The sequence below is a fragment of the Loigolactobacillus iwatensis genome (assembly GCF_003950295.1).
In the GTDB taxonomy this organism is placed as follows: Bacteria; Bacillota; Bacilli; order Lactobacillales; family Lactobacillaceae; genus Loigolactobacillus; species Loigolactobacillus iwatensis.
The window spans coordinates 1-16,470 of record NZ_RHNP01000031.1 but is presented as its reverse complement, the minus strand read 5'-3'; the positions used below and the strand labels follow the sequence as shown (position 1 = coordinate 16,470).

Below are 16,470 nucleotides of genomic sequence, written 5' to 3'. Positions count from 1 at the left end.
GGATTATTAGCCTAAATCGCTAATAATCTTGATGCTACGAACGATGGCCATAAGTTCATGCCGCAAGAACTAGCACGGCAAAAACCGCCAAGGAGCACAGTTACAAAGTCCGTAACTGTGTTTCCTCGACTAAGTTCGTCTCGGTCACCGCAAGAATCTGCTTTTCCAAACACGTTTACACTAAATTAGTCAGGTAAACACTAATAAGGTATTTTTCAAACACGATCTTAACTTGGGAATATCATTGAGGTTGGGACAAAGATCCTACCCCCTAGTTATTTCCAAGCATTACTCTAGAACGTGCGCCAAAAGTCTGAATTAGCCTACGTTACGCAGTAAACCCAAAACCGACTTTTGTCCCACTCCGATACCATTGCTTGCTCTACTTGCCACGCTAGCTTTATTTGACAACTGTCCCGCTAAAGCCGTATGCTTTTTAATAAGTAACGGTTTTTTGTTTATGGACCTAATCTGGAGGTATTTCGTAATGCAAATGACAGAATTAATTGCTAAAAAACGACACGGAGAACCGCTTTCGGCAGATGAGATCTCCTTTTTAATCAAGGGGCTCGGCGATGCTAGTGTGACTGATGCACAAATGGGTGCTTTTCTTGAGACGTTAGCTTTCAAAGATAGTACTGATTTAACCGAATTAACGGACTTTACAATGGGATTAGCGTATTCCGGCGGCGTCTATGATTTATCCGCTATTCAGGGGATTAAAGTGGACAAACACGCTACTGGGGGGCTTGGGGATAAAACATCCCTGATCCTACTGTCATTAGTTGCTAGTTTGGGCATTCCCGTTGCTAAATTAAGTCAGCGCTCGTTTAATCATTCAGGCGGTACGTTGGACAAATTAGAATCAATTCCTGGTTTTCGCGTTAATTTAACGCCGGATGAATTTGTCCAGGCCGTCAAAGAGATTGGTTTGGCAATCGCTGCCCCAGTCGACGAGTTGGCACCAGCAGAGCAAAAGTTACGGCAGTTACGGCACGAAACTGATACGATGGCAATTCCGTCCTTGGTGGCTTGTTCAACGCTAAGTCAGAATATCGCAACGGGCGCAGATGCCGTTATTTTAGATATTAAAACTGGTAGCGGGCATGATCTGTTGAATGAGGAGCAGGCCGAACAATTAGCGCACCTTATGGTTAACGTCGGTAATGAGGTTGGCCGGCGAACGTTAGCCGTCGTTTCCGATATGAACCAGCCTTTGGGCGATGCCATTGGTAACGGCGTAGAAGTTGCAGAAGCCATTGCGACATTGAAAAATGGTGGGCCAACCGATTTACGTAAATTAGTTCTGGAATTAGGAACGCACATGGCCCAGCTAGGTGGTTACGGGGCTAACGCTGAAGATACACGGGCCGCCCTAATTGGCAACTTGGTGACTGGTAAAGCGCTGGCTAAATTCCGGGATTTAATCGTCAGTCAGGGTGGCGACCCAGACGTTATCGATCATCCAGAAAAATTAACCGCGTCTGCTTACACAAATGACGTTCGGGCCAGTAGTTCAGGGTATGTAAGTACCATTGATGTTGATCAAATTGGTCATGCTATTCAAACCTTAAATGCCGGGCGGAAGAATACGGAGCAAAAATTAGATTTGGCAGCTGGAATTGTTTTACGGAAAAAGATTGGGGACTCCGTAGAGGCTGGTGAGGCGTTGGCAACAGTTTATAGTAGCGATGCTGATTCAGTTGCTGCTCAAGAAGAAGTTCGTGGCGCCATTGAGCTTGGTGAAATTCGTAAAGATACTAAGTTAATTCACCAAGTAGTTGCGGAATAGTAAATAATTAAAAAATGGCCTAAAGAATAAATGCAATGAGGCTAGGACAAAAGTCCTAGCCTCATTTTTTTCTGAACATTACTCTAGAACGTGTGCCAAAAGGCGATTTTTGTCCCACTCTTGGCACAATTCTTTAAGCATTTTATTGTGGTAAAACCGAGGCCGCGTTTTTCGTGATGTGAACAATATCTTCAGCGTAGGCGCGACCAGAGGGATAATCCTTAAATAAAGTTTCTAATAATGAGGCCAGATTGCCGCCAGCGACAATGCTGATGTGACTGTTAGTTTGAGTTAGCACTGCGGCAACGGAAAATGGCGTGCCACCGAGTAAATCAGTTAAGAACACTATGTCCTTACCGCCAGCAGTGTTAACTTCCTGGATAAAACGTTCACGCAAATCATCCTCTGAATCATCAGAACTAAAATCTATGAAAGTCATGTGGCGCGGATTTCCAACAATCATTTCAATTGCGTCGCGCATACCGCTAGCATAGTGGCCGTGGCCAGTGACGATAACTTTTATTTTGGTCATTGGACCCACCTCTTAAATTAAGTTAATTTTATTTTAGCGCGAACCGTTAAAATAACCTACAAAAAGGCAAGGGGTGTCTAAAAAATTTAACCGGTAATTCGATCAGCGTCGCTAGTAGGGTAATGTCAGAATCTAAGCGCTTTTCCAGATACTCTCTAGGCGTCATTTCGAACACTCCTTAGTCGTGAGCAATCGTTACTTTGAAATTTTTAATTAAGAAGTCGTAAATTGTTTTTGGATCATCACTCTTGAAGAATGACAACAAATTTTGCCGATCCAATGAAGTGAAGAAGTTCATCAAATCAGCTAGAAGATTGGCCTGGCCTTCATGATCATCGTTTAAAATAATGAAAAGAAACGAAACGGGAAGCGCCGCCTTTGCGTTTGTCATATTTCCAAAGGCAATTGGTGTTGTTAACCTCACGGGCACAATCTTTTCGGTAGTAACAAATTCACCATGTTTAGTGTGGGGAATTGCAATTGCCGGGTAGTCTTGAACGATAACGGATAGGTCAACGCCAGTTGGGGCTTTCTGCTCACGTTCAGTAATGTTGGCCAGAAAACCTGGCTTTACGTAGCCTAAGGTGGCTAATTTTTGGGATACTTCTTGAAAAACAGCCTGTTGACTGGTTTGCTGGGAAATAAAAACGGCGTTTGGGTCAAACAGTGTTGCAGCGGATAATTTTGCCATGATATGATAGGCTCCTTTTGTTTTCTGAAAATTTTCTACGCTTATTCTAACATGAATTAGAGTGGGTCTCAAAAGCATTTGAATTTTACGCATAGTAACAATTATTAGCGGCGGCGCTGATTGAGCTGTTGAGCGTCTACAAATAGTGTTCAAGTACTACGCTACAATTGTGGCTTATTATTGGTAGACTAGATTGCGATCCAAGTCGCCGTATAAAGCACTAATAATTTTGCTGTCACGGCCAATTGAGAAAAATTTCTTACATTTCTCTGGTTTCGCCGTATTTTCTCAATTAAGTTAGGTACAATGATTACTGTAATGGAATAAAAGAGAATGGATGTGGTTGTTTGTCTGTTTGGAATAGATTTCTCAAGAATACCGAATTGCGGCGGGTAACGGTATTGGCACTAATCATTTTTGTGCTGTACTTGGCGCGGGGGATGCTCAGTGTCATCCTGCTAACCTTTATTTTTACGTTTCTCGTTTTGCAACTGGTTAAATTTGTGCGGCGGTTTGTTAAGGTGCCCTCGGCCGTCATTGTGGTGGTCATTTATTTACTGGTCATTTACTTGCTGTATTTAGCAGTCACTAATTATTTGCCGGTGATCGCGAATCAAACAATTAAGATGGTCAATTCAGTTTATAAATTTTATCAAAATCCAGATCATGATACTAATCAGGTTTTACGGTGGGTAAATACTTACATTAAACGTTCAGATCTTGTTAACCAATTTAAAGGTGGCGTGACCGTTGCCCTAAGTTATATAACGAGTGTTGGTTCGATGGGCGCAACCTTCCTGTTATCGTTAGTTTTGAGTTTCTTCTTTACCGTTGATCGTGATCGAATGTATAGTTTCTCCCGGTTGTTTTTAAGGAGCCATTACGCCTGGTTCTTTAATGATATTTACTTTTTTGCTAAGAAATTTGTGAATACATTTGGTGTTGTCATTGAGGCGCAAGTCTTTATTGCTCTCATTAATACGATTATTACCACAATTATTTTGGCGATAATGAAAATGCCGCAGCTACCAAGTTTAGCAATCATGGTCTTCTTGTTGAGCATGGTGCCAGTTGCCGGCGTCATTATCTCGTGTGTTCCGTTATCGCTCATTGGCTATTCAGTGGGGGGCATTCGCGATGTTGCCTACATTTTAATCATGATCCTTGTCGTGCACATGTTGGAAACGTACGTTTTAAATCCGCAATTTATGTCGAGTCGGACCAAATTACCGGTATTTTATACGTTTGTTGTCCTAATGATTGGCGAATGGGTATTTGGAACGTGGGGTTTGATTGTTGGTATTCCGATTTTTACGTTCTTACTTGATATTTTAGGTGTGAAATCAATTAGTGAAAATACGCAAACAATTGCGGAAGAGAATCCACCTGAAAAGGGGAAACACGTTTGACATTAATTTGATTTCGCCGTATAGTGATCTTAAATTAAAAACAGATGAGAGGCGCTGAAGAGAAGAGTAGTAGCGATTAACCAGACAGAAAACTTTTGGTAATGTGAAAAAGTGGCGATTCGTTGCGAAGATGAGCTCCGAGCTGTTACTTGGTCGCAAGGCTGAATAACCGGGTTGCACACGATATTGTGCTGGGCATGGGAGTGATTGAAAGGCCTAAGCACTTTTTCAATCAACCCCATGTCCGCAAGGCTGTAACTGTGAAGTTAGAGCAAATTTAGGTGGCACCACGAAATCAAAAAGCTTTCGTCCTGAAGATCATAATTGATCAGGATGAAAGCTTTTTTAGTGGCTTAAAAATTGAAAGGAATGAGATAAATGGCAGATACAGAAGCATTTATAAAAAAATATGCAGTTGATCGTAGTGGAACAAATTCATTAAAGTGGGATGCTCTAAATGAGCGCTATGGTGATCCTGATTTGCTTGCAATGTGGGTAGCCGACATGGAGTTCAAGGTTCCTGAACAGGTGACAGCGGCGCTTACGAAACGAGTTGCCCACGGCGTTTATGGTTATTCATTTACACCTGATTCATACTATGATGCGTATTTTTCTTGGCAAAAGCGGCGCCACAATATTGATTTACAGCGAGACTGGCTACGTTTTGATAATGGCGTCGTTAATTCCTTGTATGGCATTGTCAATACCTTCACTCAGCCAGATGACGCTGTTCTTATTTTAACGCCGGTTTATTACCCATTCCATAATGCCGTTTTGGACAATCACCGCAAGCTAGTTACTTCAGAGTTAGTCGATCAAGATGACCATTACGAAATCGATTTTGCTGACGTTGAACGCAAAATTGTGACCGAAAACGTCAAATTATTCATTCAGTGTTCGCCACACAATCCGGTTGGCCGGATTTGGAGCGCGGATGAATTACAGCAGATTTTGGAAATTTGCAAACGACATAATGTTCTGGTTGTTTCTGATGAAATTCACCAAGACATTGAAGTTGGCACCAAAAAATTTGTTTCTGCCTTGTCCGTTGCCAAAGGTGCCTTTCAGAATAATTTAATAGTCGTCACGGCGCCATCGAAGACTTTCAACGTTGCCTGTTTATTGAATTCCCACGTGATCATTCCTAATCCTAAAATTCGCCAACGTTACGATGCTGGCAAGAAACGTTTTAACGAAACGGAGATTAGCGTGTTAGGCCAAGTTGCCGCTGAAGCAGCTTACACTTACGGCGATAAATGGTTAGATCAAATTTTGCAGATCATTCGGGATAACTATACGTATCTGCGGCGTGAGCTAACGGCTAAGGTGCCAGGGATTAAAATCGCTGATCTAGAAGGGACTTACCTCACGTGGCTTGATTTGCGCCAGGTTGTTCCCGCCGGATTAACCAAGGAGTTCATTCAAGAAAATTGCCATTTAGCCGTCGATTATGGCCAGTGGTTTGGCAAACGTGATGAAGGCTTCGTCCGACTAAATTTAGCAACTAACCCTAAATTAGTTCGTAAGGCGGTGGCCAACATTGTTGCCGGTCTGACGAAATTACAAGCAGATCACGCCAGTATTGATTAACGCGTAAAGAAGTGGTGGAGTCCAGTAACAACGTAAATAAAGAGTCCACCCATCAAAATAATTCCCATGATGGCGTGCAAAATTGATAGGGCACCACTTTGATTGACCAGCGCCTTGTAGCCAGGCATAAAAGCGTAAATTATAAAGTAAAACATGCTGAGAAACCAAATACCAAAAACAACTCTACGCAAAATTATTTCCTCCTAATGATAACGAATTAAATTACGATCACGTTAAGGCTAAACCTTGTCGTGGTCGTTATTTATTTTTTGGCGTTTTTATCAAGACTCATTTTTGAGGGATTAGTCCGTAATTAATAAGTCGCAAATAAAATGATTTTAAACTGAGCTCTACCGTAAAATGAGCGAATCCTAGCGTTAGTTTGAATGTCCTTATTTTAGATGATTTGGTTTCAGAATACAAAATTGTTTTCTGAAATATAGCGGAAAAAGTGGCTAAAGGCTATGCTTTTTTTTCGTGAAAGTGTACAATAAACTAGAATAATAAATAAAAGTGAGGTTATTAATAAATGGCAAAATTAGTCTTTATCCGTCACGGTCAAAGTGAATGGAATTTATCTAACCAATTTACTGGTTGGGTCGATGTTGATCTAAGTGAAGAAGGCGTACGCCAAGCACAAAACGCTGGTGCCCTTTTGAAAAAAGAAGGTATCGAATTTGATCAGGCTTACACGTCAGTATTAACGCGTGCCATCAAGACTTTACATTACGCATTAGAAGGCGCTGGTCAATTATGGATCCCAGAAATGAAGACATGGCGCTTAAATGAACGTCATTACGGCGCTTTACAAGGCTTAAACAAAAAAGAAACTGCTGAAAAATACGGTGACGAACAAGTCCACATCTGGCGTCGTTCGTACGATACTTTACCGCCATTATTGGATGCTAGCGACGAAGGCTCTGCAGCACAAGATCGTCGTTATGCTGACTTAGACCCACGCGCTATTCCTGGTGGCGAAAACTTGAAGGTTACTTTGGAACGTGTTATCCCATTCTGGGAAGACGAAATTGCGCCTAAATTATTAGACGGCAAAAACGTCATTATCGCCGCACATGGTAACTCATTGCGTGCCTTGACTAAGTACATTGAAAACATCTCTGATGCTGACATCATGGACGTTGAAATGGCAACTGGCGAACCAGTTGTTTATGACTTGGACGCTAAGTTGAACGTTGTTAGTAAGAAGAAATTAAATTAATAATTGCTATTAAATAGGCATTCTCCGTTATTGGGGAATGCTTATTTTTGTACACTTTTTTAGTCAATCGGGCACTCTTTGGACGCTACTTGGACACTATGGACCAAGGCTTCGGAAAATTGAATATTACTGTTAATGGGGGATTTTGTACTAGATTCTTGGTTTAGTTTACATTTTTCTTAATTAGTTGGTTACCTAAATACCAAAGCTTTCTTGCGGCTAGCGGATCTATTGACCATTGGCGAACGCCAAATTTTGAGGTGCTATCGTTTGGCACAATAGTTCCAATATTATTGTCTTCAATGAAAACACCACCCATGTTTGTGAGGAGTGGGCTTGTGGCTGCCCAAAGAACTGATGCTGCCCCTTGACTAACTGTTTTAAAGTAGTCGTATTCCTTTTGACCATGAAATTTTGCGACAATCGAATTTTTTAAACTGATTAAACGAGTGAATTGTAGATTATTCATGAAAAATGCATTCATTTTTTGAAAGGATTGGCTATCCACCAAAAATCGTCCTAAACCAGTTCCAGGTACTAGGCCAGGATGAACTGCAAAAAAAGCTATTCCATCAGCTTGGCTTCGTTGATTAAATTCCTTGGTCATTAAGATATCGGCGACTTTTGATTGAGCATATGCAGTATAGGTACGCTTTAGAAAATTTGGATCATTGAAGTCAATGCCATTCCAACTCTGAGCACGAGAGGTCACGATAACAATCCGTGAACCTTTAGCTGCTTTTAGGGCCGGATATAGACACTGCGTCAATTGAAAATGACCTAAATAGTTTGTTGAAAGCTGTGATTCATTACCACGGGAGTCTCTTTTTAAGGGTGCAAACATGATTCCTGCACTTTCAATCAAAATGTCTAATGGCTGTTTAGTTTTTAGAAATTGTTTTGCAAATGTATTGATTGACTGTGGATCCATTAAATCTAAGATGCCGATTTCAATATTTTTTAAATTGTTAACCGCTTTTTCAGCCTTTTTTTGGTACGGGCTGGAACAATTACGTGTGCACCTGATTTAGCCAGTGCCTTGGTAATTTCTAGGCCAATTCCGCTGTAACCGCCAGTGACAATTACTGTCTTACCAGTAAGACAGATTCCACGCATTACTTGCCTAGTGGTAGATGTTATATTAAAGGGACTGTTAATTGGTTTTTGAAGTGTAGTAAGCATAAACGTAAACTCCTTTGATAGTTATGGTGTTACAGTTGTAATGCCTGTGAAGTGCATGTTAAACTTGTGTGAATAAAAAAACAAGTAAAAATGATCTTAACGTTACATATTGGAGGAAACTGTTACGTCAAATTCATATCGTGATGAACAAAGAAAATTATCACAAGAAAGTCTAAGAATCGCTCTGTTTACGTTGATGAAAACTCAGCAATTTCAAGAGATTTCAATCAGTACATTATGTAAAAGGGCCGGTATCTCACGAATGGCCTTTTATCGAAACTATGATTCAAAGGAAGCCGTTTTAGTTGATCATTTCGATCATTACGTCCGCCGTTTTATGAATTATTGAATAGGCTTCCCAAAAAGGATCCGGATGTCATTAGTGAAGCATATTTTGAATACGTGGATGAAAATAGTGGATTATTTGAGACATTGGTTAAAAGTGGGGCCGAAAGTATCTTAATGGCCAGATTCACTTTTTATGTTGACCAATTTTATTTAAATAACGTGCGCACTATTTCGTTTGAGGGTGACTACGCTCGTTACTGGAATAGTTTTCTTTCTGCTGGACTATACAATATGACGATTCAATGGATTAAGGACGGCAGGAAAGCACCAATCCATTTATTGGCAAAGCTTGCTGTGAAGGTTGGTGGCTAAAGAATATAAAATTTGTGTTCTAAATACGTGTGCAAATGGGATGATTTTAAACATATAGCCGGGAAGACGAAATCGCTCCTAAATTACTCGATGGTAAAAACGTCGTTATCGCCGCACATGGTAACTCACTGCGAGCCTTGACTAAGTGGATCGAAAAATCTCTGACGCCGACATCATGGGCGTTGAAGTGGCAATTGGCCAACCAGTTGTTTATGACTTAGATGATAAGTTGAACGTGGTTAGCAAGAAGAAATTAGACTAATAACTGTATGAAAACAGGCATTCCTCTTTATTGGGGAATGCCTGTTTTTAGATGCGTTACTTACCCGATACTGAATTAAAGCAGATACCCTATTGTATCTGACAAACTCTGATAGTTCTAAGATAAAGTTTGTAATTGTCTACCTGAAATTTTTTAAATGACCTAGTTACTTTTTTGAATTGTTATTAATGAGTTGATATATAAATCCCAGTGCTATCGCCGCAATGAAAAGACTATAAGTTAGAATACTGATACCTTTTATAATAAATATAACAAGTGCCACAATCAGGAGTACACTAATACCAATTCTTAACATTAAATTTATTTTTTTCATAATCCTTCTTCTGAAATTATTTTTTATTAAAAGTGATGCTATTATAATTTTCGTTAGGGCTTCACAAACAAAGGTTACCATAAGACTTCAGAATCTTCAATTTTAATCGATCAGAATTACTTAATAATAAATGCCAAGTATGTGTTATTTCATTAATTTCGCGTGGGCGAGCGTATTTTCGTGGCCAATCAGTAAAAGTGAGTATGAGAAGGGATATGATAGCCAGGGATCAAGTTATGGAAGTATAACTTATTATGGCTTGGCAAGAATTGGCTATTTAGCAACTAATTATAAAGTTATCATATGCATCTGATTTCACTTCAGCATCATTTACTCTGAATGATTCGAATAAGCAGTACGTTACAGTTGGATATGCACCATCTAAAAAACTAGTTTAATTATTAAAAAGTCTGACAAAATTGCTAGGCTTTTTTATTTTCTAGGTGTTCGGATTAATTTTCTAATCTAAGCAACAAAATTAAGGACTTCCTGTTCATCGTAGATTGTAAAAACTGACACAATATTACCGTACGTAAATAGCTTTAAGATTTTTCGAGAATGTTCGATTTAGAAACTAGTCGGGACATTGGATATTTTGTTTGATTAAAATAACTACGTTCATTTTGGGAATAATGGGTAATCCTTGCGATTAGAGAAAATCATCACACCTTGGGACACATAACAGTAATAAGCGAGTGCTGTTATTAAGATAATAAGTCTGGTTTGACAATTTATTATTAAGCTGTCACACTATAAGTTAGGTGTTATAGTAAATGACTTATTTTTAATAAATAAATATTTGGGGGAGAAATGAATGAACAGTAACCAGGAAAATGATGTTAGAAGCAGCACCAAACAATACGTCAAACAATTGTATAACCTTCTATCAAAGCACGGTGATCAATCGTCAGAACTTCGAGATATTATGGATGTACTTAGCCAGGTTTATAAAAAAATAGATGAGGTTAAGAACCCAGAAGCATTAGTGAATCGATTAGTTAATTATATTCGAATTGTAGCTAGTACAGGTCAGATTAATTTTCCAACTGATCAAGAAAAATTAATTATTAAGTTAGGATTTATTGGGCAGAAAGCTGGTTTAAACGGCTTATATATGGCCGATTTTTCTGATAAATCTCAATTCTATAGTGTTTTTGAACAAATACCTAACCAAAATTAAAATTTAGGCACCTTATTTTCGATTCCAAAATAATTATTATTTCAAGTAAGTGTTCGGATTAGGCTTACAATCTGTGGTTGCCAGAGAGAAGAGTCCAAAGTTCTGTTAGATGTTTGCCTTCGCGCTGTAAATTAAGCATAAATTATTTTTAATAGCCATTATATCAGCTTTTTTAATATCCATTTAATACCACACGATAGCCCAATTGCCCAATTCAATTAATCGAGGGAAATTAGTTTTTAACAAATATTGATCAACCACATGTTGGTATGTTAAAGTCTAGTTAAACTTAATTTTTAATACATACTTTGTTGCCTGTACAAAGTCTTGTAAAAGTGCATCACGCACATGGTAACTCATTGTGTGCCTTGACTAAGTACATCGAAAATATCTCTGATGCTGACATCATGGGCGTTGAAATGGCAACTGGCGAACCAGTTGTTTATGACTTTGATGATAAGTTGAACGTTGTTAGTAAGAAGAAATTAAACTAATAATTGTATGATAACAGGTATTCTCCTTCTGTGGGAATGCCTGTTTTTTAGATAGCAGATTAGAGTTCAGAATCTAAAAATTTTAATATGGAGTTGGGTATGGTGAAGGAAAAGGGGTACTTTATTCGGGTGCCAGATGATATTGTTAGCCGTTTGGATTTGAATACTGAACACGAATTGACGATGACGATTCAGGACAATCGGTTAATACTGACGAAAACAACCGCCAAATCAGATTGGCGGCAGTATTTAGGCTCGGCGATTGTGACCTTATTAAGCAGTATTGGTTTGTTGATCTATTGGCTAATAAATGGCATAAATGAAGTCAAATTGACGGGTAGTTATTCGATTGCCTCTTTTGTGATCGTCATGGGGGTGCTGACTGGCTCTTTGGTATTTGGTGTGACGTTTATTAAACAACGACGAATCGAAAATACAGCGGCCAGCAAGTTATATTGGCGTAATTTTCCAACGATAATAATTTCTTTTGCGGTTATTTTGTTACTGGTGCTGACGGGGATCTTTTGGCTATTGGGGTCACTTTTTACCGGCGCCAGTCTTGATTGTTGGACCGCCACAATTATTTTTTTGTTATTCAATTTTATTAGTAATTGCTGTATGTTGCTAGTAGCACGTTCATTTGATTCTGTCCGCCTGATCACATTGTTCGCGATGGTTATCGTTTCTGGGGTTGTGATTGCTATGGCTGCGAATGGCCAACGTTATTGGTGGCAGTATAATTTGAGCTTTTTGGGCACCAATTCGGCAACTTCGAGTTGGCAATTTAACTTCACCTTGATTATTGCTGCGTTTATTCTCATCGCGTTAATTGATTACCTATTTGTTTCATTACACGAGTTATACCCTAATAATTGGCGCTTACTGACGTTGCGCATTCTGTTGATGTTGCTGGCAGTTGATTTAGGCGCTGTGGAGCTTTTTCCAAATAATAGCAACCTTCATATCCTCCATGACCGAGTTGCCACCTACTTAGTTTATTTGATCATTATTTTAATTATCGGGATTCGTTGGTTACTGCCGCAAGTGACCAGAGAATTTTTGTCAATCTCGTATGGCATTGCGGCGGCGTTGATCGTTATGGCTATCGCTTTTCAAGTGGTAGGCTACCTGTCGCTAACCGTGTTTGAAATCAGTGCCTTCATCCTGGCATTTACTTGGATTGTTATGCTGTTTAGACGGCTGCAATTACTAACCCAAGAAAGTTTTGCAATTAACACTTTCAAAATTAGTTTGACGCAACTAGTGACGGATGAGGATGAAAGGTAGTTTTTGGTCAATATTAAGGGATACTTAACTGGTGCCGGAGCGATTACTTATTAGTTAGAAAAATAAGCCTCAAACACATTCTGAGTTAATTGGCATTCTGTAGGATTAATCCTAAATGGCTTAGCTTGTTTTATTTAAAATCGTTTTAAAAAATAAATAAGGCTGACCCTAAAGTGAAAATTATTTAGGGCCGGCCTTATTTATTTAACTTTTGGGAAATTTTCATTTTTTGAATTCAAGAGATGTTTCTAGCGGTTCAATTTTGCCGCCATAACTTTTTTTCCGAATTCAGTTTGATCAAAATGGTCAAGCACATCTTTCAGATCCTTATAGCTTAAGCTGGCCCCAAATAAGGGACTGCCCGGTTCAGTCATAATGCCATCCTTGATATCATAGTGCACAACTTGGTCGAAGCCCATCGTGTCAACAAAATGAGCCACTTCATTAACGGCAGTACGATCGTCACCAGTAACAAATAAGGTCTTGCGCTTTGGGTTACCTTTAGTTCGAGCATCTTCCTGTAAATTATGGTAGCCCATGTGGTTGAAGGCTTTTACAAGTGTGCTGTCTTTAAAATAGGCCTGCACTTGTTCACTTGAAGTAGAATTAGGTTCCAAAACTTCTTCACGAATACCGTCTGTTTCCCACCAATAATTGGTCGCGTCGATGACTAGTTTACCCTTAAGGAGTGCGGGATCGATATTTTTATAGCGACTCAGTGGAATAGCTAAAATAATAATGTCGCTGTTGCCAACGACGTCGTTATTTTCCGAAGCAATAGCACCAGGAACAAGTGTTTTGATGATCAGATCAATTTTTTCAACGGAGCCGGAACCGGAAATTCGAACTTCATAGCCGGCCTTTAAAGCCAGACCGGCCAGAACAATTCCAACTTTACCAGCACCTAGAATGCCTACGCGTTTAATTGTCATTATTTTGCCGCCTCCTTTTCCTTCAGGATTTCTTTAACGCGGGGGATGACTTTGGTAGCAAAGAGTTCAATCATTCTTTCCCGTTGCGCCACGGTTTGGTTGCCGGCGCCATAAACGAGATCAAAGCGACCAAGATCAAGCAAATCAATGGTTCGCGCAATTCGTTGGGCAACAGTTTCCGGATCGCCAACGTAAAATGAACCAACTTTGGTTTCATTATCAAATTGTTCGCGACTCATTGGGGCCCAGCCACGAGTTAGGCCAATCCGATCAAAATTAGCCTTGATGTTCTTGAAAGCAACTTCGACGGCTTCGTCCCCATCGTCGGCGATAAAGCCGTGGGAATGGACGGCAACGGGGTATTCAGGCATATTGAGCTTTTTGGCCGCCTCGTGGTATAAATCAATGTAAGGTTTAAACCGATCGGCCTGGCCACCGATAATAGCAATGATAACTTTATAACCGAAGCGAGCCGCGCGGACAATTGATTCCGGTGAGCCACCAATACCGATATAGGTTTCCAATTCGCCGTGTTCGGTTTTGGGATAAACTTCCTGATTTTTCAGGGCGGGACGGAATTTACCCGACCAAGTAACGGGCTTTTCTTTGCGTAATTGATCGTATAATTCTAGTTTTTCGTTGAACAGATCATCATAGTCAGTTAAGTCATAACCAAAAAGCGGGAATGATTCGGTGAACGATCCCCGACCGAGCATGACCTGCGCGCGGCCGTTGGACAAGCCATCAAGCGTTGCAAAACGTTCATAAACGCGAACAGGGTCATCGGAGCTTAAAACAGTTACGGCCGTGGCCAATTTGATATTCTTAGTTACGGCTGCAATGGCTGCCAAAACAGTTTCCGGACTGGATACACTGTAGTCAGGGCGGTGGTGTTCACCGACGCCGATGACACTAATGCCGTGCTGATCCGCAATTTCACCTTCATGAATAATTTGCCGAATTGATTCTGCCGCTGATTTTAAGCTACCATCCTCATTAGCAACAATGTCACCAAAAGTTTCGATGCCGAATTCTAATTTGTTTACGTCTACCATGGCTATCTGCCTCCATTCATTTACTTACTTTTTGTAAGCCGATGAAATAAGGATATTATACTTTTAGTAAAAAAGCAATTATTTTCTACCTTGGGAGTGTCTAGGAAATACCTTTACTCGTATTTACCTGTCCAATTTAGTGTAAATGTGCTTGAAAAGACAGATTCCTGGCGTTTAATAAACCTCATTTATTGTCGCCGTTTATGATTGATTTCTAACCATTGGGCTATTTTTTTCATGGTCGTCTCATCATCGGGTGAATTAGTTATTGCCAGAACAAAATCACCTGAATGATTGATAACATTCCGGTCTTTAATGATGTAGTTATTATCATTTAAAAATTTAAGTGCCGCAAACAAGGCAGTTCGTTTATTACCATCAACAAATACATGTTTCTTGGTAATTTTTTGAAGAATAAACGCTGCCTTAAGCCAAATAGTTGGATATAATTCATGACCAAAAACAACTTGGCCAGGCTGATTGATGACCGTGGCAAGAGCTGCATTGGACTGAATGCCAAAGTTGGTTCCGCCAGTCATTTGAACGGCGTATTTATTGATTTCCAGCAGATCAGTTTTAGATAAATAGTTTATATTAGCCGTCATTAATTATTTGTCCTTTAAATATTCGGCGACAGGCTTGAATTGATCCATGAATGTATGGATGTCTTCTTTTCGTTTACTGGTGATTTGCGCCACACGTTTGTAGATAATATCACCGTGATCGTTGATGCTTGGTTCAAAGTCGATATTTTCCGGGACTTTGAAATTGCTTGGGACAGTTAGGACTGTGGTGTTGGCTACTTTTCGTGTTTTTACCGTCATGCTGTTCACTCCTTGGATTATTTAATTGCTGGTCATAGTATAATACATATACGCCACATATGCTAAATAATTAGTGCTAATAGCTTGGCCTTATTAGGCAAATAGTATCGAAACTATACATTTAAAATGATCTTTGGCCCACATCTTTTCGGGAGATTTTGCCTTTATGCAACTAACTTCGCTATAATTAAAGCAAGAGTAGTTCTAAGTGGGGAAAGGGTGGCCTTTATGAAATTTAAAATTGGTGTGGAACAAGCGATTTACGTTGTGGTTATTTTGGCGCGGCAAAAGGATCAGCAACCTTTAAAAAGTAAATTACTCAGTCAGATTCTACAAGTTTCTGATTCCTACCTTCATAAAATTACGCACCAACTGGCCGTGGCTGGTATTGTAACTACCGAGGCTAGTAAAACTGGCGGGCTTACTTTGGCGCGTTCAACAACCAAGATAACACTGCTGGATATTTTTCAGGCTGTTGAAGGTGAGGGTTCCTTTGCGTCCTGGAATAATCTTCGCGATCATGTATTGCGGTTGGATAGTGAAGCATTCAATGAAAAATTTGATCAAGTTAGTCAACAGTTTCAAAAGGCCGAAGATGCCTATAAGAATACGTTAGCACGCGTGAGTATTGCTGATCTGTTGAGCGATGAGACTGCAGCCTACGTTGATTGGCGCCAGATTACGGCGGACGATTAGCCGACCTACCTTATTAGGTTGAATTAGCTGTAGTCGTGTTTGAAAAAGCAGCTTCCTGTGCTTGCCATGTTTCAACTAAATTAGTCGAAAAATATTAATAAGTGTATTTTCCAAACACAATCGAGACTGCGATTCGGACTTCGGTTTATTTTAGCTCGATCGACAACGGTAGTCATGCTCGGAACCTGGACGCTTTTCCAAATACTTCCATTAGGTACGTGAACCCGGACTTTTGGCGCACGTTCTAGAGTAATGCACAAAAACTGACTAACATTAGTGGTGAATCATAATTCGACGGAATTATGATTCACCACTTTTATATTCTGTTAAA

General features: G+C 39.8%; 16 protein-coding genes and 3 pseudogenes. 11 read left to right on the top strand and 8 right to left on the bottom strand.

From position 1 onward, the window contains the following. Nucleotides 1–487: 487 nt before the first annotated feature. Nucleotides 488–1,792, top strand: coding sequence for a thymidine phosphorylase (locus EKM98_RS08615; RefSeq protein WP_164512684.1), 1,305 nt, complete (start codon nt 488–490; stop codon nt 1,790–1,792). A gap of 142 nt (nt 1,793–1,934) precedes the next feature. On the opposite strand, the gene EKM98_RS08610 is transcribed toward EKM98_RS08615, so the two are convergent. Both EKM98_RS08610 and EKM98_RS08605 read right to left on the bottom strand, forming a co-directional pair. Next, on the bottom strand, nt 1,935–2,324 hold the full coding sequence (locus EKM98_RS08610; protein WP_082920419.1) for a PTS sugar transporter subunit IIA domain-containing protein: 390 nt from the start codon (nt 2,322–2,324) through the stop codon (nt 1,935–1,937). Between the two features lie 178 nt (nt 2,325–2,502). Then, nucleotides 2,503–3,015 carry a PTS sugar transporter subunit IIA gene (locus EKM98_RS08605; RefSeq protein WP_164512683.1) on the bottom strand — a complete coding sequence of 171 codons (513 nt, stop codon included), beginning with the start codon at nt 3,013–3,015 and terminating at the stop codon, nt 2,503–2,505. Nucleotides 3,016–3,362: 347 nt separating this feature from the next. On the opposite strand from EKM98_RS08605, the gene EKM98_RS08600 reads away from it, so the two are divergent. Next, complete coding sequence (locus EKM98_RS08600) at nt 3,363–4,424, top strand: AI-2E family transporter (protein ID WP_125982077.1); 1,062 nt, start codon at nt 3,363–3,365, stop codon at nt 4,422–4,424. A 378-nt stretch (nt 4,425–4,802) separates the two neighbouring features. After that, nucleotides 4,803–6,014 carry a MalY/PatB family protein gene (locus EKM98_RS08595; RefSeq protein WP_125982075.1) on the top strand — a complete coding sequence of 404 codons (1,212 nt, stop codon included), beginning with the start codon at nt 4,803–4,805 and terminating at the stop codon, nt 6,012–6,014. Here EKM98_RS08595 and EKM98_RS08590 read toward each other — a convergent pair. Next, nucleotides 6,011–6,205 (bottom strand): hypothetical protein, encoded by a 195-nt coding sequence (locus EKM98_RS08590; protein ID WP_068222371.1) that lies wholly within the window; start codon nt 6,203–6,205, stop codon nt 6,011–6,013. The genes EKM98_RS08595 and EKM98_RS08590 overlap by 4 nt on opposite strands. A 338-nt stretch (nt 6,206–6,543) precedes the next feature. Between EKM98_RS08590 and EKM98_RS08585 the strand changes: the two genes are divergently transcribed. Beyond that, a complete protein-coding gene (locus tag EKM98_RS08585) occupies nt 6,544–7,233 on the top strand; it encodes a 2,3-diphosphoglycerate-dependent phosphoglycerate mutase (RefSeq protein WP_068279797.1) in 690 nt (229 codons plus the stop codon). Nucleotides 7,234–7,396: 163 nt separating this feature from the next. Here EKM98_RS08585 and EKM98_RS08580 read toward each other — a convergent pair. Next, nucleotides 7,397–8,349 (bottom strand): annotated as a pseudogene (locus EKM98_RS08580) (SDR family NAD(P)-dependent oxidoreductase). A gap of 262 nt (nt 8,350–8,611) precedes the next feature. Between EKM98_RS08580 and EKM98_RS12305 the strand changes: the two are divergent. The 6 genes and pseudogenes from EKM98_RS12305 to EKM98_RS08550 all read left to right on the top strand — a co-directional run bounded on the left by EKM98_RS12305 (nt 8,612) and on the right by EKM98_RS08550 (nt 12,632). Beyond that, on the top strand, nt 8,612–8,764 hold the full coding sequence (locus EKM98_RS12305; RefSeq protein ID WP_225418555.1) for a TetR/AcrR family transcriptional regulator: 153 nt from the start codon (nt 8,612–8,614) through the stop codon (nt 8,762–8,764). Further along, nucleotides 8,761–9,075: a TetR-like C-terminal domain-containing protein gene (locus tag EKM98_RS08570; RefSeq protein WP_225418553.1), complete on the top strand. Its 315-nt coding sequence runs from the start codon at nt 8,761–8,763 to the stop codon at nt 9,073–9,075. Before EKM98_RS12305 ends, EKM98_RS08570 begins: the two co-directional genes overlap by 4 nt. A gap of 62 nt (nt 9,076–9,137) precedes the next feature. Beyond that, a pseudogene (gpmA, locus tag EKM98_RS08565) lies at nt 9,138–9,337 on the top strand (2,3-diphosphoglycerate-dependent phosphoglycerate mutase); the annotation flags it as partial. A gap of 1,148 nt (nt 9,338–10,485) precedes the next feature. Then, a complete protein-coding gene (locus tag EKM98_RS08560; RefSeq protein WP_125982067.1) occupies nt 10,486–10,851 on the top strand; it encodes a bacteriocin immunity protein in 366 nt (121 codons plus the stop codon). Between the two features lie 344 nt (nt 10,852–11,195). Further along, nucleotides 11,196–11,345: pseudogene (locus tag EKM98_RS08555) on the top strand (2,3-bisphosphoglycerate-dependent phosphoglycerate mutase); the annotation flags it as partial. A gap of 99 nt (nt 11,346–11,444) precedes the next feature. Then, entirely contained in the window at nt 11,445–12,632 is a 1,188-nt protein-coding gene (locus EKM98_RS08550; RefSeq protein ID WP_125982065.1) for an AbrB/MazE/SpoVT family DNA-binding domain-containing protein, read from the top strand. A gap of 248 nt (nt 12,633–12,880) precedes the next feature. On the opposite strand, the gene EKM98_RS08545 is transcribed toward EKM98_RS08550, so the two are convergent. The 4 genes from EKM98_RS08545 to EKM98_RS08530 form a co-directional block, all read right to left on the bottom strand. Next, complete coding sequence (locus EKM98_RS08545; protein ID WP_125982064.1) at nt 12,881–13,567, bottom strand: NADPH-dependent F420 reductase; 687 nt, start codon at nt 13,565–13,567, stop codon at nt 12,881–12,883. Further along, nucleotides 13,564–14,619, bottom strand: a complete 1,056-nt coding sequence (locus EKM98_RS08540) for an LLM class flavin-dependent oxidoreductase (RefSeq protein WP_125982061.1) — start codon at nt 14,617–14,619, stop codon at nt 13,564–13,566. Before EKM98_RS08540 ends, EKM98_RS08545 begins: the two co-directional genes overlap by 4 nt. A 188-nt stretch (nt 14,620–14,807) precedes the next feature. Then, nucleotides 14,808–15,224 carry a type II toxin-antitoxin system death-on-curing family toxin gene (locus tag EKM98_RS08535; RefSeq protein WP_125982058.1) on the bottom strand — a complete coding sequence of 139 codons (417 nt, stop codon included), beginning with the start codon at nt 15,222–15,224 and terminating at the stop codon, nt 14,808–14,810. A 3-nt stretch (nt 15,225–15,227) separates the two neighbouring features. Continuing rightward, nucleotides 15,228–15,443 carry a hypothetical protein gene (locus EKM98_RS08530; protein WP_125982057.1) on the bottom strand — a complete coding sequence of 72 codons (216 nt, stop codon included), beginning with the start codon at nt 15,441–15,443 and terminating at the stop codon, nt 15,228–15,230. Between the two features lie 228 nt (nt 15,444–15,671). Here EKM98_RS08530 and EKM98_RS08525 point away from each other — a divergent pair, with 228 nt between their 5' ends. After that, on the top strand, nt 15,672–16,139 hold the full coding sequence (locus tag EKM98_RS08525) for an RrF2 family transcriptional regulator (RefSeq protein WP_164512681.1): 468 nt from the start codon (nt 15,672–15,674) through the stop codon (nt 16,137–16,139). The last annotated feature ends 331 nt before the right edge of the window (nt 16,140–16,470 follow it).